Origin of the sequence: Methanofastidiosum sp., from assembly GCA_035362715.1 — an archaeon.
Taxonomy (GTDB): Archaea; Methanobacteriota_B; Thermococci; order Methanofastidiosales; family Methanofastidiosaceae; genus Methanofastidiosum.
In genome coordinates this window covers 33,844-60,024 of sequence record DAOSDU010000007.1, presented here as the reverse complement: position 1 = coordinate 60,024, position 26,181 = coordinate 33,844, and the positions used below count along the sequence as shown (strand labels likewise).

The following is a 26,181-nucleotide window of genomic DNA, read 5'->3' as shown; positions in this document are numbered from 1 at the left end:
TATTTTATTTTATTTTTTTGGAATTGATTGTGGTACATACTGGGTATTTCTTTCGTTGCCTTTTAACGGAGGCTTACTCAAAGTATTTCTTTTCCTGCTAAGTCCCTCTATTATTGCAAATAATGCTATCAAACCTATTACAATCGCTATGAAAATATAGAACTCCATAATTTCACCTTGTCATTGGTTTAAAAAAAAGATATATAAAATTATTGGTTGGAGTTTTTATTTACGCAACCACAGCCACTAGATGATCCTCCATCTCTTCCGCCACCCGCAGAATTACTAGTACTTAGCCCCATTGATTCAGTGTCTAATGCAAATAACTTGGATATTTTAGTACTTACTGGACCTTTCCCATCATTTGTTCTAAACCAATATTCTATATCCCATTCTTTTGCCTTTGGCGCAAATTTGAAAAGTTCATCTTCAGACATAGGCAGGATATACAATATTCCATCCTTCGAATTGTTATCAGTTATATCTGCTTTAATCATTTCTCTTCTTGACCCATTTATAAAGACAAACATATATCTGGGTAGATCTCCATCAGCGTCTTTATATTCTACTTGAAATTTATAAGAAAATGTGTTATTCTTGAAAGTGTACAAAAGAACTCCGTTTTGAAGTTCTGGAGACGTATTTTCTGCGGCCAATATAGGGGAAACAAATAGAGATATCGCAAATATCAATGTTAATAAGACCATAATTATTTTATTCATTTTTTTACCTCCAATACTGCTTAAGATGAATTTTTAAAAAATATTTATATAAGCTTTTGTATTGGTATTCTATAGAAGTTTCAGATCCCCCACTATCCTATCAATTTCATCTTCTGGGGCTGGCCCTATACCCAAAACAGTGATTGTTCCAGGTGGGATTTCTGTTAATCCCGCATCTTTGATTAGTTCAGTTGTCAGGCCAACGCTTTTTGCCTCATTGAATACTTTAAGGAGTGAATCTAAATCATCAATCTTCAAAACAACTTTTTTTTGCCCTTCAGAAAACCATTCAGAAAAATATTTATTTTTGTTATTCTCTGATTTTATTGCACAACTTACTGCAGCATGAGCTACTTGAGCAGATAATTTTCCTTTTGATAATTTCAAATCATCTCTAACAACAATTGCCATTTTATATTTAAATTTGTCAAAAAGGCCAAACAATTAAACTCCCCTAAAAAAGTCTTTTATTATTAAAGTTTCATCTCTTTTTGGGCCATAAGAGATCATACAAATGGGTGTTTTAGTCTGCTCTTCAATATATTTGGTATATGCTTGAAGTTGTGTTGGCAAAGATTTCGCATCTTTTATCTTTTTCCAATCAAATTCTTCCCACCCATCAAATTCAGCGTAGAGAGGTTTACACTCCGATAGTATTTTCATATTTGACGGGAAATCGTGGATAATTTTCCCCTTATAATCGTAAGCGTAACAGATCTTAAGTTTTTTCATTTCGGTTAATACATCTATCTTAGTTATTGCAAGTCCTGAGAAATTATTCAAGAGGCAGGAATATTTAACTAAAACTAAATCAAGCCATCCACATCGTCTTGGTCTGCCAGTCGTTGTCCCAAATTCTTTTCCTTTTTCCCTTAAATATTCTCCTTCTTTATCGAGAAGTTCAGTTGGAAAAGGTCCTTCTCCCACCCTAGAAGTATATGCCTTCGTTATGCCTACAATTCTATCAATCTTTTTAGGAGATATTCCACTGCCCGTACATATACCTCCGGCATTTGTATTTGAGGAAGTAGTAAACGGATAAATGCCATGATCTATATCCAAATGTGTACCCTGCGCTCCTTCCATTAGTATATTCTTGCCTTGATCATAGGCATTATTTAAGAAAACGGAGGTATCTTTTATGTAGTCTTTTAAGTAAACCCTATAAGATACATATTCATTAAATATGGATTCAATATTAAGATTAACATCCTCACCAAATGCATCAAATATTTTCTGTTTAATTGGAACAATTAAATTAAGTTTATCTCTAAAGACTTCTAAATCTAATAAGTCAGAAAATCTAATCCCAAAACGAGATATTTTGTCAGAATAACAAGGGCCTATACCTTTTCTTGTTGTTCCAGCTGCAAGGGCTCCTTTCATTTTCTCTTCAATACCATCTAAGATTCTGTGGTAGGGCATTATTATATTTGCTCTGTCACTGATTGATATATCTGGATTGAATCCATCTTTTTTTAATTTTTCAATTTCTTCAATCAGTACTTTTGGATCAACTACTACCCCATTTCCAAGAACAAGGGATTTCTTGTGCACTGCCCCAGATGGCATTAGGTGAAACTTGTATGTTTTATCCCCAACTACTATTGTATGCCCGGCATTATTTCCACCTTGGAATCTAACTACGATGTCAGAATTTTCAGCATAAATATCAGTTACTTTTCCTTTTCCTTCGTCTCCCCATTGACTTCCTATTATTGCTAATAACAATTATCTCGCCTCGTGTTCGATATTAAATCCTTTTTTAATTATGATTGCCTTTTTCCAATTTTTATCCTCGTTTGGATAATCACTTCTATAATGAGCCCCTCTAGATTCTGTTCTTTCTAGAGCAGATATGGCTACAGCTTGGGCAACAAAAATAATATTTCTTAATTTGAAGTATTCCAAATAATTTTGTGTTGCGTTTATCTTTTCAAATTTATTTTTTATTTCAGAAAACTCCTTGATTGCAGTTGTTATCCCTTCTTTGTTTCTAATAATCCCAAGGTATCTCCACATGATCTCTTTTATTTCTTTAATCAGTTCTTTTTCTGAAGAACTTTCAATAAGTTTAGGTAATGATTCGATATACTTCTTGGTATCTATGTAGTCAAAATCATTTGCTAACGCAAATTCAGATGCATTTTTTCCTGCAATTTCCCCAAACACTAAAGTTTCAGCTAAAGCGTTGCCTGCAAGCCTATTGGCCCCATGCACGCCACCTGCAGTTTCTCCACAGGCATATAATCCTTTGACATTTGTTTCGCATTTATCATTTATTTTTAAACCACCCATGAAGAAATGACAGGAAGGCTTAACAAGAAGATTATCTTTAGTTAGATCAATCCCTTTAGTCAAGAAAAACTCTAATTCTTTTGAATATTTTGTTTTAAGAATGTCCTCAGGGACTTCTTTATAGGATATAAAAACTCCACCGTCGGTGCCTCTGCCTTCAAGGGCCTCGGTAAAAATAGCTCTTGACATTACATCTCGAGTAGTTTTTTCTAAAAGATTTGAATCATATTTTCCAATGAATCTTTCTCCTTTACTATTAAGAAGAACAGCACCATCAGTAAAGATGAATGGTAAAACTAGATAGGATTTAAGCGCTACAGTAGGAAAAAATTGTACATATTCCATATCTATCAAAGAAGCTCCAACATCTAATCCTAGGTAATACCCATCACCTTCAACATCGGAAGGATTTGTGGAGTTTCTATAGATATTTCCTGCCCCACCAGTTGCAATTATAATAGATTTAAATGAAATTTCCAAAAAATTTTTCCCGTCACATACTATTCCGGATACAACTCTACCGTTCTTTTCAAAGAGTTTGATTAAATGTTTTCCTTCCAAAAATTGTATATCGTTATTTTTAGCATATTCCATTAGTTTCAATGGGATTATTCTTCCGCACCCAGGGCCTGGTGGCTCTACTCTTACAGTTCGTGCAACTGAATTTCCACCGGATAGATTAAGGACAAAATTTCCATTTTCTTTTTTATATTGAATTCCGTAATCTTCAAGTGAAAGAATGGCGCTTTTTGTATTCTGAGAAAGAATTTTTGCTAATTTTTGGTCTGATACATTTGCTGAACCTTTCATTATGTCGCCATAATACAGATCAGAAGAATCATTTTCAGATAATGGCGCATTTAAAATTCCTTCAGAAATTGAACTGCATCCACCCTTTCCCACATATCCTTTGGTCAATATTATTACGTCTTTGACATATTTTTTAGATTCTATGGCGGCCCTTAGCCCTGCAAGCCCACCGCCAACTACTAAGACATCACAATTTATCTTTTCCATTTTATAATCCTACCTAAAACTAGCTCTTAAAGAAAGTCTTCTTGGTAGAGGTAAAGGTCTTGTTGGTTTTCCTTTAATAAGATCTAAGAAGCTAGCTTTGAATTCATTTACAGAAGTATTCTTCTGAGATGAATCTTCTCTAGATCTAATGTTAATTGTGGAATTCTTAATTTCCTCATCACCTATAACTATAATATATGGAACCCACTCTTTTTCAGCATCTCTTATTTTCTTACCAAGCCTCAAATCTCTATCATCTATATCGGTCCTTATTCCTGATTTTTCTAAATCTTCCAAGATTTTGAATGAGTATTCCAGTTGCTCTTCGCCTACAGGAAGAACTCTTACTTGGGTAGGAGATAACCACAATGGAAGCATTGGTTTCTTACCTTTCTTAGACTCTAAGTATGCTGTTTCAAGAAGTGCGTAAAGATTTCTCTCAATTGCACCTGAAATTGAAGCATGCAACATCAAAGGGTATTTTTCTTTTCCATCTTCGTCAAAATATTTGATTTCAAATCTTTCTGTATTTTCTATATCAATTTGAACAGTGGAAAGAGCTGAAGCTTTATTTAAGGAATCGACAAAATTAAACTCAAATTTCATCACGAAATAGAATGGCCTTTCATCCCACATTTCAACTAAAACTGGCCTATTGATTAATGACATAAGCCTTTCCACAAATTCTGTATTTTCGTCATAAAATGATTTTACAAATCTTATAGCAACTTCATAATTTAAATTAAGTCCTTCCATCCATTTCATCGATAATTTAAATTGCTCGATAAACTCATTCTTTGCACTGTCCATGGATGTAGCAAGAGTATGCATATCTGGCATAGTAAAAGCCCTTAATCTTCTTAAGCCTACTAGCTCGCCCCTTTGTTCTCTTCTGAAGCTGTAACGTGTTAATTCGTATAATCTAAGTGGAAGATCTTTGTAAGAAATTATCATGTCATGTTTCATGAGATATTGGCCAAAACATGCTGCAAATCTTAAGAAATAATCATCATTTCCCGATTTAACTATATATTGCCTTGCCGGAAATCTATTTAGGTACTTAGAAAGCATTGGATGAGTAATACTGTACATTATCGGTGTTTCTACTTCCATTCCCCCGTATTCTAGTATGCTATCGTTAACCCGAGTTTCTAATAACCTCTTAATTAGAACACCTTTTGGGTACCACCTCAAATTTCCAGGGTCTGAACCTTTTTCATAATCAACAAGCTCTAAATTTTTCATGTATTCAACATGCGGTGGAACCATATCGACTTTCCTAGAGTGAGTAACTTCATATTCTGCTAATTTTTTGAGGCTATCGTGATTTTTAAAATCAAACTTTTCTTGGGGTATAAGATTTAAGGAAGGATCAAGTATAAACCAGCTAGATTTAATTCTTTCCTCAGCTTTCAAAGCTTCAGATACGACCTCGGTGTCTTCTTGAGACTTAATACTCCTAGAAAGTTCAGATAGAGGATGGCCTTTACATGATACTTTAAAGGCTTTATAGTAACCAAAAGGTGCCCTTTTTACCTCATATTCTGTTTTTAATTTATTTTCTAGATCTTTCAATAATTTGATAGCTATTTCAGGAGATGCGAGATTATTGCTTAAATGCGCATATGGATACAGAAAAACTTTTTCTGATTTAACAGATTTTGATACTTCTGCAACTTCATTAAATGCTTTATCAATCACAGAATCATCGTCACCTTCTTCAACAGCAACGAAGACCGAAAGACAATCTTCCATTCTGCCTTTCTTTAAAGAATCTTCAATCTCCTCAGCTATTTTTGTCTTTGAAGTAATTTCATACTCTAAATAGTCACTATGTATTAAAAGAATCCGCATAGATTCACCATTAAAAAGATTATATTATAGAAGCAATCTTGATGTGTAACTTATATAACTTTCGGAATAGATTCCTTATTTTAGAAAGGTAAATCTTTAATAGTTACAATTCATATGTATTTTATGGAAGGAATTCTTGCGATAACTGGTGCAAGTGGAGTTATATACGGCATCAAATTGTTGGAAAATTTGAAAGGCAACGTGCATTTAATTGTAAGTGAAAGTGCAAAGAAAATAATTAAGGATGAAACAAATTATGAGTCAGATAAATTAAATAAATATGCATACAAAGTATACAAAAATAGTGAAATGGAAGCGCCTGTTGCTTCGGGGAGCTACCCGTTTGATTATATGGTCATATGCCCCGCTACAATTTCAACTATTTCCAAGATAGCCGTAGGTATTCAAGATAATCTGATTACCAGAGCTGCAGCTGTATCTCTAAAAGAAAAAAGAAAATTGGTTATTGTTCCACGAGAAACACCCTTGACTTCAATAAATCTAAAAAACATGGCAACTCTATCTGACGAGGGTGCCGTTATACTACCTGCAATGCCAGCTTTCTACCATAAGCCCAAAAATATAGATGAAATTACAAATTTTGTAGTTGGAAGGATTTTAGATCAAGTTGGTGTAGAAAACAATTTATTCAAAAGATGGGGAACTTAGGAAAAATATAAATTATTTTAATTTTTTAAGTACAAGTTCAGCACAAATTTGAACAGGATCTATAGTTGGAGACAAAGGTGGGCTATAACAATTCTCGATTTTCGCCAAATCATTGATCTTAATACCTTTTTGAACAGCAAACCCTACTGCAAGTGTTCTAGCAAATATACCTTCTTCGCCTATAGCTTGGAATCCCAATATATCACCTTCAGTAGACGCTAGAATTTTGATAATTATATCTTTATATCCCGGATAATATTCTGCCCTAGACTTACCTTTGTATCTAGCCTTGACGTATTCTATCCCCATAGTAGATAAATTATCTTCTGTTAATCCAAATGCCCCAATTTTTAAATCGAAGAAATCCATTATTGTAAGATTAATTACGGGATTTAATTCTAAATTTCCCCCAACAGAATTTATTCCAGCAATTTTTCCACCCCTAACAGCATTTGTTCCTAGGCTTGAAGAAAATTGCTCACCTGTGAAAAAATATTTAACGCTTGCGCAATCCCCGCAAGCATATATGCCACCAATTGATGTTTGAAGTCTTGAATCTGTTTTTATTCCTTTTTGAATCTCAATTCCACAATCTTTAGCTAAATAAGTATTTGTTCTGGTTCCAGAAGCCATTATGATGATGTCTGCATCTATTAATTCATTGTCGGCAATCAAGCCTTGAACTTTATCCTCGCCAGCTATATTAATAACATTCTTATCGGTTATCAGATTTATACCTTTGCCCTTCAAATAATCTACAATTAATTCACTCATGTCCATATCGATCTGCTGTCTTAATGGCCTATTTTCGTTAGAAACAATAGTTACATCAAGCCCTCTATTCTTCAGAGCATACGCCATTTCTAAGGATATTCTGCCAGAAATGCACCCTTTACATGCTGCTTTGCACCCCCATCCGTATGCATATATAATTGCTTTTTTTGAAGCTTCTATTTTTTTAGATAGATTTATTGCATCATCTAGAGTTCTTATGAAATAGATACCTTCGGGATATTTATAGCCAATTTTATAATTGCAGGGGATAGCGCCAGTTGCCAGAATCAACGAATCATAGCTTATTTCAGAATTATCTTCAAGAATTACTTTTTTATCATTGGGATTTATTTTCTTAATTTCCTTTTGGAGCAAAAGTTTAATTTTTTGTTTTTCATAGAATTCTTTTGGAAATATTATAAGCTTATCAAAGTTTTCGATATCGCCAGATACCGCATATGGGAGGCCGCATAATGAATATTGGGGAAAATTTTGTTTTTCAATTAATGTAATTTCTGCATTTTTATCAAATTTCCTTGCTTCTAGCGCTGCTTCTGAACCTGCTGCGCCTCCCCCAACAATTACAAGTTTCATATAAATCGTCTCTAAATACAAAAATGGAGTATTATTTAAATATATTTTTAATACCCCAAGTATGGTACCTAATTAGATATAAAATATAAATAAAAAAATATTTAATAATTCATTAATGCAATTTGTCAAGTCTGTTTACTAAGTCATCTTTCATTAGGCAACTAATGGCGTCATCTACTGTTTGTTCCTCAGTGATTACAGCCATTATGTTATGTTTAACTAAGTCATTATATATTCCTTGCCCCATTCCATAACATATGACTAAATTACAGTCTTGTATGTTATTAATCATACTTGAATGGTCACAACTGCCACACTGCCCGTTACTTTTTCCAATATTTTGTCGGTATTCTTCTCTAATTATGGCGTTTTCTTTTATTTCAAAAACTCTGAACCCCAGAGTTCTACCAAAGTGATGAGATATAGTCACTTTGTCGTCAGTTGCTATGGCTACCTTCATAGATACACCTCTTTATGAATAATTATTCATAATATTTATAAATGTTTGCTCTTTAGAATATTAATAATTATCGATAAAGATTTAAGTAAAAAAGAAGAGAAAAGGCTGGTGTTTATTTGGAGATAGGAACATATTTCTTTAGAGATGATTTATTTTACTCTAAAACACATGAATGGATGAAAATTGAAGGCGATATATGTATTATCGGGATAGATGATTATTCTCAAAGGGAGATAGGAGAAATAGCTTATATCGAACTTCCTGCAATAGGTACTAATGTCAAACAATTTGGATTATTATGCCAAATCGAATCTGTTAAGACTGTGTTGGATATTTTTTCCCCTATGTCTGGAACAATAATAGAAACTAATAAAGAAATTGAAAATTCGCCCGATCTTTTGAATACTAAACCATACGATTCATGGATATGCAAGATTAAATCCTCAGACCTTGATGAAAAAATAAATTTAATGAACATAAATGAATACATAGAATTCATTAAAGAAGTAATAGATAAATAAAATTTAACTTATCTCCACACTGGATCTCTCCTAAAGATAAAATCTAAATATCCTTTGAATCTAACAAATGCATACAAAGGCCTATAGAAAATGATAATTATTGGAGAAATTAGAAAATAGGAAAGGTCCTTCTTCTCTTTTACAACTACTAAAGCAGTTAAAACGGATATTAATTCAAATATCATGTAAGAACAAAATATCATCAAAGAAACCCTAAAATAAAAAATAAGATACTCGAAGTATTTATCAAAAGTAAATAGAACAGGTAAAACTAACAATATGAATAAAATATTAACAAATCTAAGGCTTAAGAAAACAATATCCATTAATACCATATCTGGCGCTGCCACCATTCCTAAAAATCCAAAATGCTTTCTAAAGAAAAGGTCCCTATGCTTCCAAAGAGTTTCAATTTCCCCTCTTGACCACCTGACTCTTTGGCGATACCAGGTAGTTAATTTATCTGGGCATATTGTCCATGCTATGGCGTCTGGGGCAAAAAAGACTTTTGCCCTTTTCAATACCTTAAATGTTAAATCAAAGTCTTCAGTTACAGTATCATAGTCATAGTCTCCGACTGTACTAACAAAATTCATTCGAAATGCACCAAAGGCTCCCGGGACTATAAGTATTGTTCTAAAAAGTGACTGTATTCTTTTACCAATTTCCATTGACATCGTATACTCATAAGCTTGACAATTTGCAAGAATATTATTTCTATTTTCAACCTTAATATTTCCAGCAACTGCCATTACATCTTTATCTGAGAACGGTTTTACTATTTCAATTAGTGAATCTATCTCTAGTTTTGTATCTGCATCCACTACTATAACAATCTCGTGTTTTGCAATTAATAATCCATAATTTATTGCACCGCTTTTAGAGCCACTCTTTGTTTCTCTTTTAAAAAGTTTTATCTGGCCACGTCTTGCATAAGGTAAAGATTTGTAATATGACCTATCCGTTGAGCCGTCATCGATTATAATAATCTCCTTTATATCTGCCGGATAACTAGCCTCTATCAAAGAAAGAATACATTCTTCAATCTTTGATTCTTCGTTATGCATGGGTACAATTATGGAGATAGAAGGTAGAAATTTTAGTTCTGGTAGGGGATTTAGGATTTCTCTAATTCTCCCTAGTATAATGAAGATAGTTTTAACTATGCTTCGAGTACTATCAAGTAATATTAGAAATAAAGACATTTGGATACCCGTAATAAGTGAAAATCCAAAAAACTCAAAGTATTTTTCTATTATTTCTAATATCATCTATTTCACTAAGGCTGTGCATTTATGAAGGTAATTCCAATGATTCAAAAGCTTCAATAACAGAACTTGAATCATCAATCTCAATAGTGTTAATTTTTAAATCATTAAAAGTTTTTTTATAACTATTATCTATTTTAGGAACTGCAACAAAAAAAGCTTTAGCATAATTTATGTCTTTAGTTTTATTATAAAATGTTTTTATTTCATCTGAAAAAATACCTCGTGGGTCAATATAAATATCAAAAACCACAAAAGGATCTTCGTCTTTCAGGTCTCTAAAGGCACCCATATCAAATTTCTTTTCAATGCCCTTATGATTAAGTAGTATATTCCTCCTAACATCTAATCCTTTATCTCTCAATTCTTTTTCTATTTCGCTCAGAATACTTAGTCTCCTTATTAATTTCAATATTTTTGCTCTGTCGGGAACAATTTTCTCCTCTTCTTCCCAAATTGATTCATTTACTGTATAAAGTGTTTTACAACTGTTGCATCTTAGACTAATATTTGCTTCGCCATAAAAATCACTACATTTCTCACAGAATACCCAATTTCCAATTTTTCTATAATCTACCCCGAGTCTCCTTAATTCTTGGTTACATTTTGGACAAATAAGTTTGCCCTCTTTCATAAATTTATTGGAAAAATTAATAGTAGAGCAACTGTAATGTTCAATAATCTCTCCTTTTACTAAATTTTCAGATGTACACGAAGGACATTTTAAAACAATTTTATAGTCATATGATTGGCAATTTGGGCATTTGATAATTAGTGGAAGATTCTTCACTTTTTTTATTATGCCATAATTTGAAAGTACATCAATTCTTTCTTGACTGTATTTAATCGCTAAATCTTCTTCACTCTTTTCTACGACAGTATGGATTTCACAATCTTTTGGGGTAAAGGAAAATAGAGAACTAAAGAATTCGGGTCCACCTTCTGATTCATAAATTTTTTCCAAAGAAGTTAAATCTTGTCTTCTTTGAAGAACATTTTTTTCCTTTAATATGTCAATTACTTTTTCAGTTAGTTCTTTGTAGCCAAATGGTTTTTCAATGTATGCATTTACAGCAGCCCTGTTAATTGCATCTTTTACAACTTCTAAATCAGAATACCCAGTTATTAAAATTCTTAATATGGAAGGATACTGATCCTTTACCTTTGTCAAAAGATCTATTCCTGACATTCCAGGCAAGACGTTATCAGATATTATTAAATCAAAATTAGAGTTTTCTATTTTTTCCATTGCTTCTTCAGCATTTTGTGAACAAGTTACATTAAAATTGTAATGAGTGACTGACTCCAAAGTATCTTTTAACATTTCTAATATTTCAAGATTATCTTCAATCACCAAAATATCAAATTTATTAGAATAATTTCTCCCATTAACATTATTACTTGAAGATATTTCTTGGGTTGTATTCCTATTGATTTTTTTAGAATCGTTTTTAGGTGTGTATTCATCTAAATCTAAGGCATTATCTTTTTCATTTTTTTTAATAATTAAATTTTGTTTTAAGTGTATTCTAGGCCGTTTTCGATAGAAGCTTCTCATTAGGATTCCTTTAGCATATTTAGAGATAATAGTTTTTAAGCTTTCTTATTTAAATTAAGAATTATCTATAAAAATTAAAATATATTGAACTAATTGATATAAGAATTATTCTAAATATAAATTATGAAAATAAAAATGGAATTTAACATTTTGTATATCCACAACATTTGCAGCTTACACAACCTTCAGAGAATACTAATACTTCACCACATTCTGGACATTGCGCTGGCATTCCATTACTATTAGCTGTCCCGTTTGAGGTTACTACCAAATCTAGTCTTTCTTGTTTTGTGTTTAGTTCTTTCTTAATATACCTATCCAAAACTATAGCTATTGCATCGGCACAAGAATGAACTGGCATACCCTCGTCCCATGTAGGCATTGGACATCTGATATGTCTTAACTGCTCCAATATAGACTCAATTCCTATTCCAGATCTCAAGGCCAATGATATTAACCTTGCTATTGCTTCATTCTGACTTGCGGGACAACCTCCAGATTTACCCATTTGCATAAATATTTCGCAAAGCCCATATTCATCCTCGTTTATAGTAACATAAAGATTACCGCAACCAGTTCTTATCTTTTCAGTGAATCCTTTAGTTACTTTTGGTCTTGGCCTTGGGGCTTTTTGGATAGAAGTTTCTTTTTTATTAACTTTCCCAATATTCAAAACTTGTTCGTCTCTAGATCCATCCCTATATATAGTAGTTCCCTTGAGCCCACTTCTGTAAGCTAATAGATAAGCTTGCATGACATCCTTTTCAGTTGCACTTTTTGGAAAATTAATGGTTTTTGAAACTGCGTTATCGGTGTACTCTTGAAATGCCGCTTGAATTCTTATATGCCATTCTGGAACAATATCGTGAGCAGTTACAAATATTTTTTTAATGTCTTCAGGTATTTCTTCTATATTCTTTAAAGTACCTTCCCTTGCAATTCTCTTCATTAGCTCTTGATTGTAAATTCCTCGCTCATTGGATATTTCTGCAAAAACAGGATTAATCTCTAAAAGCTCATCTTTATCCATAACATTTCGGATGTAGGATATTGCGAATATAGGCTCTATTCCACTGGAGCTACCTGCTATGAGACTTATAGTACCAGTTGGTGCTATTGTAGTTACAGTGGCATTTCTAATTGGCATTTCTCTTCTGTCATGAAATACACTATTTTCAAAATTTGGAAAAGGTCCCCTCTTTGAAGCAAGTTCTCTTGAAGTTTCAGTAGCTTCTTCTTTAACGAACTTCATTACGATTTTTGCAAGATCGACTGCATCTTCTGAATTGTATGGTACCCCTAGTTTTAGAAGCATGTCTGCAAATCCCATGACTCCTAATCCTATTTTCCTGTTGCCTTTTGTCATGTCTTCAATTTGAGCCAAAGGATATCTATTAACATCAATAACATTATCTAGGAAATGGACAGACTTCTTTACAACTTCTCTTAAATGGTCAAAATCTATTTCATATCCTTTATTAGTTTTCTTTAAAAATTTTGAAAGATTTATAGAACCAAGATTACAAGATTCATAAGGGAGGAGAGGTTGTTCTCCGCAGGGGTTAGTACTTTCAATTTCACCTATAGCGGGAGTTGGATTCCCTCTGTTTAGCCTATCGATAAATACTATGCCGGGTTCTCCATTTTTCCAAGCCATATGCACTATTAGATTAAAAACTTCTTTTGCACTTAATTTACCGTCTACTTTCCCCGTTCTTGGATTTAAAAGTTCATAGTCTTTTCCATTTTCAAATGCTTCTATGAACTTATCTGTAATCGCCACGGATATATTAAAATTATTAAGTTTAGTATTCTCTTCTTTACATTTAATGAATTCTAGGATATCAGGGTGGTCCACCCTCAAAATTGCCATATTGGCCCCTCTTCTTGTTCCACCCTGTTTTATCGTTTCTGTAGCTGTGTCAAATACCGTCATAAAGGAAACTGGGCCACTTGATATACCTTTAGTTGTCAGGACTACATCATTTTTAGGTCTGAGTCTTGAGAATGAAAAGCCTGTTCCGCCACCACTTTTGTGGATCAAAGCTGTGTATTTTATTGCGTCAAAGATACTATCAATTGAATCTTCAACAGGCAAAACAAAACATGCCGATAATTGGCCAAGTTCTCTCCCGGCGTTCATCAATGTAGGTGAATTTGGAAGGAACTCAAAATTTGTCATCATTTCATAAAACTCTTTAGTTAATCCGTCAACATCTGCATTTTCGTCATAAAGTAAATCAGCTATTGCGATACTTTTTGATACTCTTAAAAAGAGATCATTTGGAGTTTCTATGACATTTCCTTCTTGATCCTTTTTTAGATATCTCCTTTCTAATACTTTTATCGCATTATCTGACAAATTTAATGGCTCTTCTGCATAATCAGTACTACCACCCTTATCATAATTATAACCCTCAGAAACTGCCATGCTAATATAAATCCCTCCAATTCATATGTTAGTCCAAACTATTTTATTGATTAATTTGTTAATTATAAATCTTTTGGTAAACGATTTTTAAAATTTGATATTGCAAAAATTATTTCTAATGTTCGATTTGAATGCTTGTTCTTATATCATTAATTATTTAAATAAATATTATTTTTTTATATTATGCATAAAACAGCAAGCATTGACATTGAAAAAGACATCATAAAAGAGAATTCAATGATAGCAAATGATAATAGTAAACTTCTAAAGAAATATGGAATTAAATCTTATAATGTAATGGGTGCGATAGGCTCTGGAAAAACTTCTCTAATAGAAATTGCCATTGATGCTTTAGTGAAAAAAGGAAAAAAAATTGGCATTATTGCAGGAGATGTAGTTGCTGAGTATGACTCTAATAGATTTAGAAAACACAAATGCCTTGTAATTCCATTAAATACTGGAAAGGAGTGCCATCTGGATGCACACTTGATATCCCATGAACTGGAAGATCTAGAGGAAAGAGGAATTCTCCAAGAACTCGATTATTTTATAATGGAAAATGTGGGAAATTTAATATGCCCTTCAGATTTTACACTTGGTGAAGACAAAAGAATTGTTATTGTCAGTGTAAGTGAGGGAGATGATATAGTATTGAAACACCCAATAATATTCAGGTTTTCAGATGTTTGTATAATCAATAAAATTGATATCGCCGAAGCTGTTGATGCAAGCCCCGAAAAAATGGAAAGGGATTGTCTTTCGCTTAATCCTAAAATAAAAATTATCAAAACATCTGTAAAGAAAAATATAGGAATATCAGAATGGTTAGATATATTCGAATAAGATACATTCATTAAGATATTAATAATTATTTATAGTCTTTCAAAAATTTTCGGGTATCTTCAGTATTCATCCAGCCCTCATCCAGTTGTTTTATGACATCATCGATCTTCTCAATCTGGACTAATAAGTTTTGTTTTATCTCTGGTTCATTTATTCTAACATGTGTGAAGGTGCTAAGTATTGCCAATGGATTCCGGATATGATCAATAAGATGAGCAAATTTTTCAATATTATTTTCTATTTGAACTAAAGCCTTTTTTCTTTCTGTAATATCCCTAAATGCAGTCACTGCCCCAATGATTTCGCCATTTTGTATAATAAACTTATTATTGGCTTCAGCCATAATTGTGCTGCCATTTTTGTGATTTAATTCTAGTTCTATTCTTTCGTCAGATTTATTGCTTATTCCTTGCCTATACATCTTAGCTAAAGTAGGGGTATATTTGACATCAAGAATCCCCACATCCGTGAAACTTTTCCCAATTAGTTCTTCTTTCTTGTAACCCAATTTTGTTTCAATTCTTTTATTAATGTCTAATATTTTTCCGTATTTATCGACATAAAGAATAATATCTCCAACGGTGTCCAGTATAATCTTATTCTTTCTCTCACTTTCAGTCATAATTTGAGTGGATGATTTTATTTTGTTAAATCCACGATTTATCAAATAAAAGACCAATAAGGAAGTCAATAATATAAATAATATATCTTTAAAAGTTTGGAAAAAAACCAACGTAGGAACGTCTTTTACACGCATAGCCAAAAATACGTCAGAGAATATAATCCATACGATTCCCATAACAAAATAAACACTGACAATAATAATTGGATTTTCAAGAGAAATTTTTTCATCTGGTTGGCCCATAATTAATACCTTTGGATTTTTACAGGATTGCCTTAATCATGATGAGATATATTATTTTATTAACTTATGGGTAAAGCTAAATCTAAAGCAAATGATAAAATAATAATTAATATAAAAAAATTAATCTATAAACTCAACACTTACTTCTTTTACATCCCATAAAGTTTCAATCTTTTCTTTGATCTCTTCTCTTATCGAATTGGCGAATTGATGATTGGAGGGCAGATCTATTGTAAGTAAAACTTTACCGTTGTTGATTTCTATTTTCTTAATAAGATTTGTTCTAACAACATCAAGACCTGTTAAAGGATTCATCACTTTCTTCAATCTATTGTTCACAATCTCTATTGTTGTAGGAACTTTCTCTGCGATAATTCCATGTTTTTCTTCATAGTTTTGGATTGCTGCCCTTAGTCCTTCAACAGCCAATACCGAGCAGTGCGCTTTTATTGTCGGTAATCCCCCTAAAGCATCTGCTGCCTGTTGCCAAGTAATTTTCTTTGCTTCCTCAAGAGTTTTTCCCTTGGCCATATCGGTAATAATCGAGCCTGTTGCAATATTGGATGCACAACCATAAGACTCAAATTTTATATCCTCAATAACCTTATTCATAGGATTTACTTTTATATAAACTGAAACCATGTCCCCGCATGCAGGGCTTCCTTCGGTTGCTTTGCCATCTGGATTTTCTATTTTACCTACGTTATGTGGATGACGAAAATGCTCCAACACTTTTTCACTATATGGAAATTTCATATCATTCCCTCCTTATCGATTCTTGCCCAACGGGCTAATTTTTCTAAGTTCCGTTACAACTTCAGATATATTATTCACAATCGAATCAACATCATCAATAGTATTGTATCTGCCAAATGTAAATCGAACAGAACCATGCGCCCTCTCGTGATCCCCACCGATGCCCATTATAACATGGCTTGCCTCAAGGGATTTACTGAAGCATGCAGAACCTGTACTGACCGAAAATCCTCTCATGTCAAGATGAAGCGTAATTGATTCTCCTTCTACATAGTGAAATGTAATATTCGCATTTTGAGGAATTCTTTTTTCTTTATGCCCATTCAAAGTTGTGTCTGGTATCTCAGATAATACTCTTTTAACGAGGTGATCTCTCATCTGCTCCATTTTCTTAGTCTCTTCAGGAGTTACTAGTTCAATAGCTTTTGCAAATCCTACCGCCCCAGGGATATTTTCTAATCCTGCACGCTTGTTAAATTCTTGAAATCCTCCGTCCATCCACTTTGAGAACGGAGTGTTCTTACGGATAAATAATGCTCCCGTCTCTTTAGGTCCATGGATAGTGTGAGCAGACAAAGTAACTAGATCAACTGGAATTTTCCTAACATCAATTGGAACTCTTGTGAAGGTATGTGTTGCATCTGTGTGAAAAAGCACACTTTTATTTTTACAAATGTTTGCTATTTTAGCAATGTCTTGCATTGTGCCAATCTCTTGATTGGCATGCTGAATTGATACTAGAATAGTGTCTTTTCTTATAGATTTTTCAAGCTGATCAAAGTCAATCAGCCCATATTGGTCAACATCAAGATAGGTAACTTCAAATCCCTGTTTTTCAAGACTCCTTGCACTATTAAGAACTGGAAAGTCTTCAATTTTTGATACAATTATGTGCTTGCCTTTTTTTTCTTTTAGTGCCATTGCAACTCCTTTTAAGGCCATATTACTAGATTCAGTGCTTCCTGAAGTGAAAATAATTTCTCCAAAATCAGCTCCAATATAATTGGCAATAAATCCTCTAGCCTCATCTAGAGATTCTCTAGCTTCAATGCCTAACGAATATCCAAATTCTGAAGTTGCAACTGCATATACTTCAAAGAAATATTTTTTCATAGATTCTAAAACTCTCTCGTCCAATCTTGTTGCGGCCGCATTATCAAGGTAAATATTTTTTTCCATTCTGATTCACCATATTAAATAAACAGCGTCATGCTTGATTCCATTGCTTCTTGAATATATGTCCCAACAGAACAGTAATCATTAATTAGGTCTTGTCTTAGATCTTCAGGCTTTACTCCCATTACCTCCATAGTCATATCACAAGCCAGTATTTTACCTCCAAGTTCTTTGAAGTCTGTTATCATTTTCTCTAAAGAAGCCACATTAGCTTTTTCCATTTTCTTCTTTATCATCATTTTACCTAATCCCAGCATGTGCATCTTTGAGAGTGGCCCTTTTTCAAGCCCGCCTTTCTTTAATCTCTGAAGTCCAAAAAAAGTGAAGTACAACGAAACTTCCATGCCCATTGAAAGTGCTCCATTTCCTATTATTAGTGCACTGTAAATTTTATCCATATCCCCGCTATGAACAATTATCGTGGCTTTATTCTTTTTTTGATTAGCTAATTCTTGCATATTTTTATCTTCCACGTATTGCCCTCCTCTTCAATGGATACAATCTTATACCCTAACGCCTTCACAGCCATGGGTATTTCCTTCTTAGACGCAGGATGTGTTCCCTCTATCTCGACTATATCTCCAACTGCTGCTTTTCGCAACGCTTTTCTACATTCAACTAGGGGTACAGGACAAGTTTGACCTTTAACATCAATTTTTATTTCCACCATTTCTTCAACTCCCTTGAGATTATAAGAATATTAATATACAACCTTCAATATATTTGATTTTTCAATGTTAAAAGCCTAACGGCAATAAATAATATACTTAAAAATTTTTATTACTTTTAAAAAAATATAGATTTTAAATATGAAAAATATTCAATATAAAATAGAAGAAATATATTAAATATTATCTAACTATTGCTTCTACAGGACATATGTGGGCGCATAATCCGCATCCAGTGCATACTGTTGGATTAATACTTGAGTGACCATCCTTAAATTCTAAAGCAGGGCACCCCGATAGCTTGATACATGCTTTGCATGCCCTGCATATAGATACTTCTACCCTATAGATGGGCCTCTTATCTATGCCCTTTAGGAGAACACATGGCCCTCTTGATACAATAGCATATACCTGTTCACTTTCAAGTGCTCTTTTTAGAGCATCTTCAATGCTTTTTACATCAGTTGCATTTACGACTTCGACTGGTATATCCATACCGGCAATCAGCTTCTCAATAGATACAGGGCTTGCAGGTTCTCCCATAGCAGTTAGCTGCGTTCCAGGATGAGGTTGATGACCAGTCATAGCGGTAGTTAAATTGTCAAGGATCACTGCTACAATCTTGGCATTGTTATATTTGGCATTGATTAATGGAGGTATTCCTGCATGGAAAAATGTAGAGTCCCCCAAAGTTGCAACAATTGGCTCATTTACAGATTTTGCAAGACCGCATGCTATCCCAAAACTTGAGCCCATGGCAATGCATGTATCAACTGTCTGGAGAGGTCTTGAGAATCCAAGAGTATAGCAACCGATATCCGAGGGGAATATGGCCTTCCCTCTAGTTACCTTTTTTATTGCATAAAACGTTGATCTGTGTGGACATCCAGCACATAATAATGGAGCCCTATTAGGAATAGTAATATTTTTAGGTTGTTCTTTAGATACATCAATCCTAAAAAATTTTGAAAGTATTTCAGTTACTAGATCCGTAGAATACTCACCAGTTCTTGAAAATATATTCTTCCCATACAGCTTCAAGTTCAATTGGTTCTCGGCCATTAATATTTTTACATCATTTTCGATAACTGGCTCAAGTTCTTCAACAATTACGACTTTTTCAAGATCTTTAATAAAGGATAATACTTTATTTTTTGCTAAAGGATGTGAAACTCCAATTTTTAATATTGGGGGGTTAATGCCTAAAATATTCAGAGATTCCATCAAATAATTAAAAGATGCTCCAATGACAATGATCCCAGTCTTTCCGTCCCCGGGGATAGCATAATTAAGATTAGAATTCTCAACAAATTCTCTAATTTTTTCCATTTTCTCTAAAAGCTTTTTATGTAATACCCTTGTGTGAGATGGAACGGTGACATACTTTGTAACATCCTTTGTGAATTTACCTTCTCTTTTTTGGATATTTATTTCTCCTAACTCTACATCTCCCCTTCCGTGACATACTCTAGTAGTTGGCCTTAAAATTACAGGTATAGAAAACAACTCAGATAGGTCATATGCAAATATTATCATATCCCTGCATTCCTGAGCAGAAGATGGATCTAAACATGGTACATTTGCAAATCTGGCATATATTCTATTATCCTGCTCATTCTGAGAAGAATGGCATTCTGGCTCATCAGCAGAAACAAGGACAAATCCTCCGTCAACACCTGTATAAGCTAAAGTCATAAACGAATCAGATGCAACATTAACTCCGACATGCTTCATTGTTACAAGGGCTCTTTTTCCCGCCCAAGATGCCCCGATTCCTACCTCGAGTGCAACCTTCTCATTAGTAGAAAATTCAACATAAACGCCGTACTGTTTGGCAAATCGTGCAGCAGTCTCAGGAATTTCTGTTGATGGTGTACCAGGATAGGCTGCAACAACTTCAACACCGGCTTCAAAAGCGCCTAAGGCAATTGCTTCATTGCCCATTAGAAGTTCTCTTTTCATGATTTATCAACGATGTAATCTTTTAAAAAACTTATTATCACAACTATAATATATAAGAAAAGTTATTTCTTATCAACAGTATATTAAAATATTTTTTGAATAAACTTAGTAAAATCATTTTAGTTAAACTTAATTAACTAGATCTAATTAATGAAAACTCTTAAAAATAAGAATCAGAGTTAATTGGTAATATGCTCCAGAAATTAGATGATACTAACAAACAAAATTCTAAGAGAATTGGAATTATAAGTTGTGAAGTATTTGAAGATGAACTTTTATTTGTTATAAAAGAACATCCCGAAATAGGTAAAATAATTATTGTAGATACAGAGTCTTCAAAGTATTTTGAGAACGTTATCAGAAGTAACTTTCCTTATGAAAAAATAAAGATAGCTAGGGAATTATTTGCCCCAAGATACCTCAAAAGAGAAGAAAAACTTGAATTAATAGTATATATGTTGCCACTATTTCTCCATTATAGCCCAGGAGAATTAAAAGAAGAAGTATTGAAAGCTTGTATAGAATTGCAGAAACATTCTGACTATCTTCTGCTTTATTATGGATTATGTGGCAATTCCATGAATAACCTAGAAGGTATGTTGAAAGATAATCGAGTAAGAATACCTTTTGATATTCTAAAGGATGAAAATAAAGAAATAGTTGATGACTGTGTATGTGCTCTTCTAGGTAGTAAATCCGAGTATTTAGAGATATTAACTAAAGAACCTGGTACATTTTTTTTGACTCCGGGGTATGCTAGTCATTGGGGACTTTTCAGTAAAAGAAAAATTGAAACTATAGGTGAAAACCGGCTAAAAGAAATCGGAGATAAATTGGGAATTGAAAAATTTGATGGCACTGAAATGACAAAATATTTACTAAGAGAAGCGAATTATAATCAGATTGTTGCATTAGAATATGATTGTTCTAATTGTCCAGAATACAAAAATAAATGTGAAACAATATCTTCTGAAATAGATCTAAGACTGTCCTATAGAGAAGGTACTATTAGACTATTAAACGATAGTCTTGAAAGGACAATCTCAGAAATTTATGAGAAATAAACTTAGTAAAATCGTTTTAGTTTAACTTAACTAACTATAACTAGATTACTAATTATTAATCGCACAATAGAGCTCCAAGACCATCCCTACAAAAGACTTATAAACATTAGGATATCCTAATCAAGTGTTACTAATTCTAAATTAGTAACACGAGGGAATAAAATGCACATACCAGATGGATTTTTAGACATGAACATAGCACTGGTATACTATGTACTTACTGCTATAGTCGTTGGAATATGTATTTATAAAATAAAAAAAGATGGCATAAATGAAAAAAGAGTACCTATTGCGGGTTTAGTTGCCGCAGGTATATTTGCCGCACAAATGCTAAACTGGCCAATTCCTGGTGGAACTTCTGCACATTTTGTCGGTGGTGCTGTTGCAGCAATAATTTTAGGCCCGTTTTTAGGGTGTATAGCTATGACATCTGTTGTAGTAATCCAAGCATTAGTATTTGGAGACGGAGGTATTACTACTCTGGGAACTAACCTTTTTAGTATGGCAATCGTTGATGTATTCGTAGCTTACTATATATACAAATTTCTAAGCAAGAAAAATACCAAAATAGCCGCATTTGTTGCAGGTTGGATTGGAATAACATTAGGGGCAATCAATACTGGAATAGCTACTGGTCTATCTTCTACTTTCCAGTACTCAATAAATACTACAGTACCCATAATGGGAATATGGCACGGTGCCTTGGGAATAATAGAGGGTTTGATTACAGTTGCTGTTATCTCATATATTGAGAAAAATCGTAGCGATATCTTATATATTTCAGATGAGGCCCAGAATAAGGCTAGGGGTGAAAAAAGATGAACTTCAAAAATTTTGTTATAGAACATAAACAAGCATTACTAGTAATCTTAGTTGCCATAATACTATCTCCTCTATTTGCTTTAGCAGCTGATGCTGTAGGATATTCTGAGCCCTTGGAAAAGTCCGCAGAACATCTTGGGGCAGAAGAAAGTCCAATTTATGGCGGTATCCTGCCAGACTATTCGGTGCCTGGGATAGATTCACCCTTTGGTACCTTTTTAGCTGGCCTAGTAGGATCTATAGTAACTCTTATAATCATGCTAGGAGTTACCATGGCAATTAAAGGTCGAAGGAATTGAAATACGAGCCAGTAGAAGCACTTCTTAAAAGTGCTTCACAATACTTTGAAGTTTTCTTTATTCAAGAAAACGTAAAAAGCCCGATAAGATTAGTGGACACAAGGGTAGGATTGATAGGATTTTTAATTCTAGTTCTACTGAGTATCTCTACATTTTCACCAAATAAGCTATTTTTTATTTTTTTTAATTTACTTTTATTAATTGTAGTATCCCAGATCCCTCTTGGGCCTTATTTTAGGAGGGTAGGTTTAATGCCATTATTTATTTTTACAATTATGTTGCCACAAGTTTTCATATCTTCCTTCGAGTATGCAATTCTCTTTACCTTCCGGGTATGTCTTGCGGTATCATTTTTAATAATATTTACTTTGATAACTCCCTTTAAAGAAATACTCACATCACTAAGATATTATAAAATACCGGAGATATTAGTTCTCACTTTATCTTTTACATATAGTTATACATATCTAGTATTTAATGAACTATACAGAATTTTAATTGCAAGAGAGAGTAGAAGGTTCAATAACAAAAGCTACAGAAAAATCTGGAATGAAGGGGGAGAACTATTAGGCATGTTTTTTATTAAAGTATATGAGCGAGGGGAGAATATACATCTTGCAAGAATATCAAGAGGATACAGCAATATGCCATATCCAGTTAAATTTGTTAAATTTAGACTTATACCCAATATAATTTTCACGGCTTTCATTGTATTGGTAACATTAGGGTGGATGATAATTTGAATATTATTGAAGCAAAAAATATTGAATACGCTTATCCCGATAAAACTGTGGGGATCAAAAATTTTAGCCTAACTATTGAAGAATCTGAAAGAGTTGTCTTGTTGGGTTCAAATGGATGTGGAAAATCTACTTTACTAAAGTTATTTGCAGGTCTTATTAAGCCTACATCAGGAGATATCAAGATTTTTGAAAAAGATATCACTAGAGACAATTATCTTTATTTTAGAAAAAACATAGGATTTCTTTTTCAAAACCCAGATGATTTTTTATTTAATCCAACTGTGGAAGATGAGTTGCTATATACCCCAATGCAATTGGGAATCTCAAATAAAAAAGCCAAAACGCTAATTTCTGAGAATGCTAGTTACTTTGGAATAAAAAAATTATACGAAAAGCCCCCGTTTAGACTCAGTGGCGGAGAAAAAAAGAGAGTAGCACTTGCATGCGTCCTCCAATTAAAACCAAAATTACTGATATTAGATGAACCTACATCAAATATTGACGGAAAGACCCGAAAAAGAATATTGGAGTTTTTAGATCAATACAAAGGCACCATGATAGTATCAACACATGAAATTGATTTTGTAAGGAAAATTTCAAATAAGGTAGTTTTGCTTTCTCCCAAGAAAGAAGTGTTAAAAGTTGGGGGGATTGAACTACTGGAAGATACTAAATATTTAGAAGCGGCCGAAATAATCTAAAATTATTTATTTTTTCCGCAATAATTAAATATAATGAATATATAATACATACATGGGTTCTTTTTCTCTTCAAGAAAAAATAATCAATATCCTAAAATTAGGCAGATTTTTCTTTGTTATGGGTGGATTCTTCCTTTTTTCAGTTGGAGCTTTATTTGCAGTTTTGACTGGGGCCGAACTAGAAATAAATAAATTTTTGCTTGGATATTTGATTCTTTTTCTAGGTCATTTATCTGTATCATATAGTAACGACTACTTTGATTTTGAAGCAGATAAATTAGGCGAGAAAACAACTGTGAGTGGTGGCAGTGGCATATTGCAGATGGATCCATCTCTAAGGCAATCTTCCAAATTGATAGCAATATCATTAATTTTTATTTCAATTCTACTTGGATTTATTTTCACCGTAAACTACAACTATCATTTGATATTTTTGGGTTATGTTATTTTTGGGAATCTCCTTGGTTGGTTTTACACCGCCCCGCCCATCAGATTGTCTTATAGGGGATTAGGTGAGATATCCACGATGATTGCAATAGGCTTTGTAGTTCCCGGGATGGGCTATTACGTGATGAAAGGCCTGATCGATACTAATTACTTGCTATTCACTATTCCACTTCTCATGTATGGAATTTATTTTATTTTGAGTGTAGAGATACCCGATATGGAAACAGACGCTTTAAGTGGAAAGAAAAGTTTTGTGACAAAAAATGGAAGGAAGTTAAGCCTAAAAATTATATTTTTGGCAGCCCTATTTGCAACTATGATGTATATAATGTTTCAAATGACAAATTTGTTTGAATTAAATTTAAATTTCTTTGTTGTATCTGTTCTATCATTGATTCCTCTTCTATTAAGCACGTTAGCATTGAATAAAGATTCGAGAGTAAAATCTGTAAAAATAGCTTTCAACAACTTAAATGCATTAATACTTTTTGCCGTTTTGACAAATTTATATTTCTTAATAATAACGATGAGATAATCAAATCAACTCTTCCTTGTCTTCCCCATAAAGGTAACTTAACATTTCTCGACTTTTCAAGAATTTTTTTACTTCTTCTGATTCATTCCAACCTTCGTCAAGTCTTAGAATTATTTCATTTATCCGATCTATCTGCTTTAGTATATCTTGTGATTTTTTAGTGTCCTGAATCTTTAATTCTGCTATACCACTAATTATTGCCAGAGGATTCCTTATTTGGTCTACACTAGTTGCAAAATAATGAATATTTTTCTCTATTTGTCCTAGTGCAATTTTAAGCTCTGTTATATCGCTACCTATTGATAAAATAGATTCAATTTCTCCTTTTGAATTTCTTACAATTTTATCTGTCCAGTATATCCAAACTCGCTCTCCATTTTTCTTTATATTTTCATTTAAATTAGATCTGAATTTATCTTCATTCTTAAGAATCTGAGATGCCAAGTTTCTCATATCATTCCCATTTGAATCAAATTCAGGTAAAACCGTTCCTAGGATATTTTTCCCATTAATCTCTTTTTCAGAATAACCAAAAAATCTTAATCCAAAGTTATTCAATGATAAAATATTCCCGTTCTTATCAAAATTCAATATGATGCTGTTTGCATTTTCAATTAAATCGTGATAGTTCTCTTCACTTAGTTTTAATGCTTCTTCAGTTTTTAACAAGTTAGGGATAGACCAATGAAGTATTTCAGCCACAAATATTGCCATTAAGGTTACAGCAACTAAAGTTCCAACCGAGTTTAAAAGAAAAGTTTGTTTTATGGATAAATAGGTTGTATTTGAAATATTATAAACTAGTAGCAGAGAAATTAAATCTGTAATTAATATCATAGAATAGTAAATTTTTCTTGAATAAAATGGTGAAACAAAAAGTATTATTACTACCGTCAGAATCATGAATTGAACAGGGATTTTTAATAGGGATATTATTAGAGCGGATATAATTATATATGATATAAAAAACAAATACAACCTAGAGGCGCTTAGATTCTTTAAATATAGATTCATAGAATTATTTATTATTCCGTCCTCATTAATCAAATTCTTTTTAGGATTATCCATTTATTCACGCTTGTCACTTAACATGCGTAATTCGAAGGTCGATTATAAAAAGATTGAGGTAAAAAA

At 32.9% G+C, this 26,181-nt stretch carries 27 protein-coding genes; 9 read left to right on the top strand and 18 right to left on the bottom strand.

Annotation, left to right across the window (positions count from 1 at the left end; translation table 11 throughout):
* Positions 1-9: 9 nt before the first annotated feature.
* The 6 genes from PLI06_05965 to PLI06_05940 all read right to left on the bottom strand — a co-directional run bounded on the left by PLI06_05965 (position 10) and on the right by PLI06_05940 (position 5,891).
* Positions 10-168: a hypothetical protein gene (locus tag PLI06_05965; GenBank protein ID HOI77139.1), complete on the bottom strand. Its 159-nt coding sequence runs from the start codon at positions 166-168 to the stop codon at positions 10-12.
* Positions 169-209: 41 nt separating this feature from the next.
* Positions 210-722 (bottom strand): hypothetical protein, encoded by a 513-nt coding sequence (locus PLI06_05960; GenBank protein ID HOI77138.1) that lies wholly within the window; start codon positions 720-722, stop codon positions 210-212.
* A 69-nt stretch (positions 723-791) separates the two neighbouring features.
* Positions 792-1,133 carry a peptidyl-tRNA hydrolase Pth2 gene (gene pth2 / locus PLI06_05955; GenBank protein HOI77137.1) on the bottom strand — a complete coding sequence of 114 codons (342 nt, stop codon included), beginning with the start codon at positions 1,131-1,133 and terminating at the stop codon, positions 792-794.
* A gap of 33 nt (positions 1,134-1,166) precedes the next feature.
* The gene (locus PLI06_05950; GenBank protein ID HOI77136.1) at positions 1,167-2,453 is read right to left on the bottom strand and encodes an adenylosuccinate synthase; all 1,287 of its coding nucleotides are present in this window, start codon (positions 2,451-2,453) and stop codon (positions 1,167-1,169) included.
* Positions 2,454-4,037 (bottom strand): FAD-binding protein, encoded by a 1,584-nt coding sequence (locus PLI06_05945; GenBank protein ID HOI77135.1) that lies wholly within the window; start codon positions 4,035-4,037, stop codon positions 2,454-2,456. It abuts the gene before it with no gap.
* Between the two features lie 9 nt (positions 4,038-4,046).
* Positions 4,047-5,891 carry a threonine--tRNA ligase gene (locus PLI06_05940; GenBank protein HOI77134.1) on the bottom strand — a complete coding sequence of 615 codons (1,845 nt, stop codon included), beginning with the start codon at positions 5,889-5,891 and terminating at the stop codon, positions 4,047-4,049.
* 123 nt (positions 5,892-6,014) lie between these two features.
* On the opposite strand from PLI06_05940, the gene PLI06_05935 reads away from it, so the two are divergent.
* Positions 6,015-6,560 carry a UbiX family flavin prenyltransferase gene (locus tag PLI06_05935; protein ID HOI77133.1) on the top strand — a complete coding sequence of 182 codons (546 nt, stop codon included), beginning with the start codon at positions 6,015-6,017 and terminating at the stop codon, positions 6,558-6,560.
* 12 nt (positions 6,561-6,572) lie between these two features.
* On the opposite strand, the gene PLI06_05930 is transcribed toward PLI06_05935, so the two are convergent.
* Complete coding sequence (locus PLI06_05930; protein ID HOI77132.1) at positions 6,573-7,928, bottom strand: FAD-dependent oxidoreductase; 1,356 nt, start codon at positions 7,926-7,928, stop codon at positions 6,573-6,575.
* Between the two features lie 112 nt (positions 7,929-8,040).
* Positions 8,041-8,388: a NifB/NifX family molybdenum-iron cluster-binding protein gene (locus tag PLI06_05925; protein HOI77131.1), complete on the bottom strand. Its 348-nt coding sequence runs from the start codon at positions 8,386-8,388 to the stop codon at positions 8,041-8,043.
* A gap of 116 nt (positions 8,389-8,504) precedes the next feature.
* On the opposite strand from PLI06_05925, the gene gcvH reads away from it, so the two are divergent.
* On the top strand, positions 8,505-8,909 hold the full coding sequence (gcvH, locus tag PLI06_05920) for a glycine cleavage system protein GcvH (GenBank protein ID HOI77130.1): 405 nt from the start codon (positions 8,505-8,507) through the stop codon (positions 8,907-8,909).
* 8 nt (positions 8,910-8,917) lie between these two features.
* Here the strand turns inward: gcvH and PLI06_05915 are convergent, their stop codons facing one another.
* From PLI06_05915 to PLI06_05905, 3 genes are all read right to left on the bottom strand, one after another.
* Positions 8,918-10,180, bottom strand: coding sequence for a glycosyltransferase (locus PLI06_05915; protein HOI77129.1), 1,263 nt, complete (start codon positions 10,178-10,180; stop codon positions 8,918-8,920).
* Positions 10,181-10,202: 22 nt separating this feature from the next.
* The gene (locus PLI06_05910) at positions 10,203-11,735 is read right to left on the bottom strand and encodes a response regulator (GenBank protein ID HOI77128.1); all 1,533 of its coding nucleotides are present in this window, start codon (positions 11,733-11,735) and stop codon (positions 10,203-10,205) included.
* A gap of 142 nt (positions 11,736-11,877) precedes the next feature.
* Complete coding sequence (locus tag PLI06_05905; GenBank protein HOI77127.1) at positions 11,878-14,166, bottom strand: vitamin B12-dependent ribonucleotide reductase; 2,289 nt, start codon at positions 14,164-14,166, stop codon at positions 11,878-11,880.
* Between the two features lie 183 nt (positions 14,167-14,349).
* On the opposite strand from PLI06_05905, the gene hypB reads away from it, so the two are divergent.
* On the top strand, positions 14,350-15,009 hold the full coding sequence (hypB, locus tag PLI06_05900) for a hydrogenase nickel incorporation protein HypB (protein ID HOI77126.1): 660 nt from the start codon (positions 14,350-14,352) through the stop codon (positions 15,007-15,009).
* Between the two features lie 25 nt (positions 15,010-15,034).
* Here the strand turns inward: hypB and PLI06_05895 are convergent, their stop codons facing one another.
* The 6 genes from PLI06_05895 to iorA form a co-directional block, all read right to left on the bottom strand.
* Positions 15,035-15,874 (bottom strand): PAS domain S-box protein, encoded by an 840-nt coding sequence (locus tag PLI06_05895; protein HOI77125.1) that lies wholly within the window; start codon positions 15,872-15,874, stop codon positions 15,035-15,037.
* 120 nt (positions 15,875-15,994) lie between these two features.
* Positions 15,995-16,630, bottom strand: a complete 636-nt coding sequence (locus PLI06_05890) for an iron-sulfur cluster assembly scaffold protein (GenBank protein HOI77124.1) — start codon at positions 16,628-16,630, stop codon at positions 15,995-15,997.
* 12 nt (positions 16,631-16,642) lie between these two features.
* Positions 16,643-17,809, bottom strand: coding sequence for a cysteine desulfurase family protein (locus PLI06_05885; protein HOI77123.1), 1,167 nt, complete (start codon positions 17,807-17,809; stop codon positions 16,643-16,645).
* A gap of 14 nt (positions 17,810-17,823) precedes the next feature.
* On the bottom strand, positions 17,824-18,264 hold the full coding sequence (locus PLI06_05880; GenBank protein HOI77122.1) for a DsrE/DsrF/DrsH-like family protein: 441 nt from the start codon (positions 18,262-18,264) through the stop codon (positions 17,824-17,826).
* On the bottom strand, positions 18,252-18,476 hold the full coding sequence (locus PLI06_05875; protein HOI77121.1) for a sulfurtransferase TusA family protein: 225 nt from the start codon (positions 18,474-18,476) through the stop codon (positions 18,252-18,254). Before PLI06_05875 ends, PLI06_05880 begins: the two co-directional genes overlap by 13 nt.
* 181 nt (positions 18,477-18,657) lie before the next feature.
* The gene (gene iorA / locus PLI06_05870; GenBank protein ID HOI77120.1) at positions 18,658-20,436 is read right to left on the bottom strand and encodes an indolepyruvate ferredoxin oxidoreductase subunit alpha; all 1,779 of its coding nucleotides are present in this window, start codon (positions 20,434-20,436) and stop codon (positions 18,658-18,660) included.
* 191 nt (positions 20,437-20,627) lie between these two features.
* On the opposite strand from iorA, the gene PLI06_05865 reads away from it, so the two are divergent.
* The 6 genes from PLI06_05865 (at position 20,628) to PLI06_05840 (ending at position 25,047) form a co-directional block, all read left to right on the top strand.
* Positions 20,628-21,500, top strand: a complete 873-nt coding sequence (locus tag PLI06_05865; GenBank protein ID HOI77119.1) for a DUF1638 domain-containing protein — start codon at positions 20,628-20,630, stop codon at positions 21,498-21,500.
* Between the two features lie 162 nt (positions 21,501-21,662).
* Complete coding sequence (locus PLI06_05860) at positions 21,663-22,322, top strand: energy-coupling factor ABC transporter permease (GenBank protein HOI77118.1); 660 nt, start codon at positions 21,663-21,665, stop codon at positions 22,320-22,322.
* Positions 22,319-22,621, top strand: coding sequence for a PDGLE domain-containing protein (locus PLI06_05855; GenBank protein HOI77117.1), 303 nt, complete (start codon positions 22,319-22,321; stop codon positions 22,619-22,621). Before PLI06_05860 ends, PLI06_05855 begins: the two co-directional genes overlap by 4 nt.
* Positions 22,618-23,364: a CbiQ family ECF transporter T component gene (locus PLI06_05850; protein ID HOI77116.1), complete on the top strand. Its 747-nt coding sequence runs from the start codon at positions 22,618-22,620 to the stop codon at positions 23,362-23,364. Before PLI06_05855 ends, PLI06_05850 begins: the two co-directional genes overlap by 4 nt.
* A complete protein-coding gene (locus tag PLI06_05845; protein ID HOI77115.1) occupies positions 23,361-24,065 on the top strand; it encodes an ABC transporter ATP-binding protein in 705 nt (234 codons plus the stop codon). The genes PLI06_05850 and PLI06_05845 overlap by 4 nt, the downstream gene beginning before the upstream one ends.
* A gap of 52 nt (positions 24,066-24,117) precedes the next feature.
* The gene (locus PLI06_05840) at positions 24,118-25,047 is read left to right on the top strand and encodes a prenyltransferase (protein ID HOI77114.1); all 930 of its coding nucleotides are present in this window, start codon (positions 24,118-24,120) and stop codon (positions 25,045-25,047) included.
* On the opposite strand, the gene PLI06_05835 is transcribed toward PLI06_05840, so the two are convergent.
* Positions 25,048-26,115, bottom strand: coding sequence for a PAS domain S-box protein (locus PLI06_05835; protein HOI77113.1), 1,068 nt, complete (start codon positions 26,113-26,115; stop codon positions 25,048-25,050).
* Positions 26,116-26,181 lie beyond the last annotated feature (66 nt).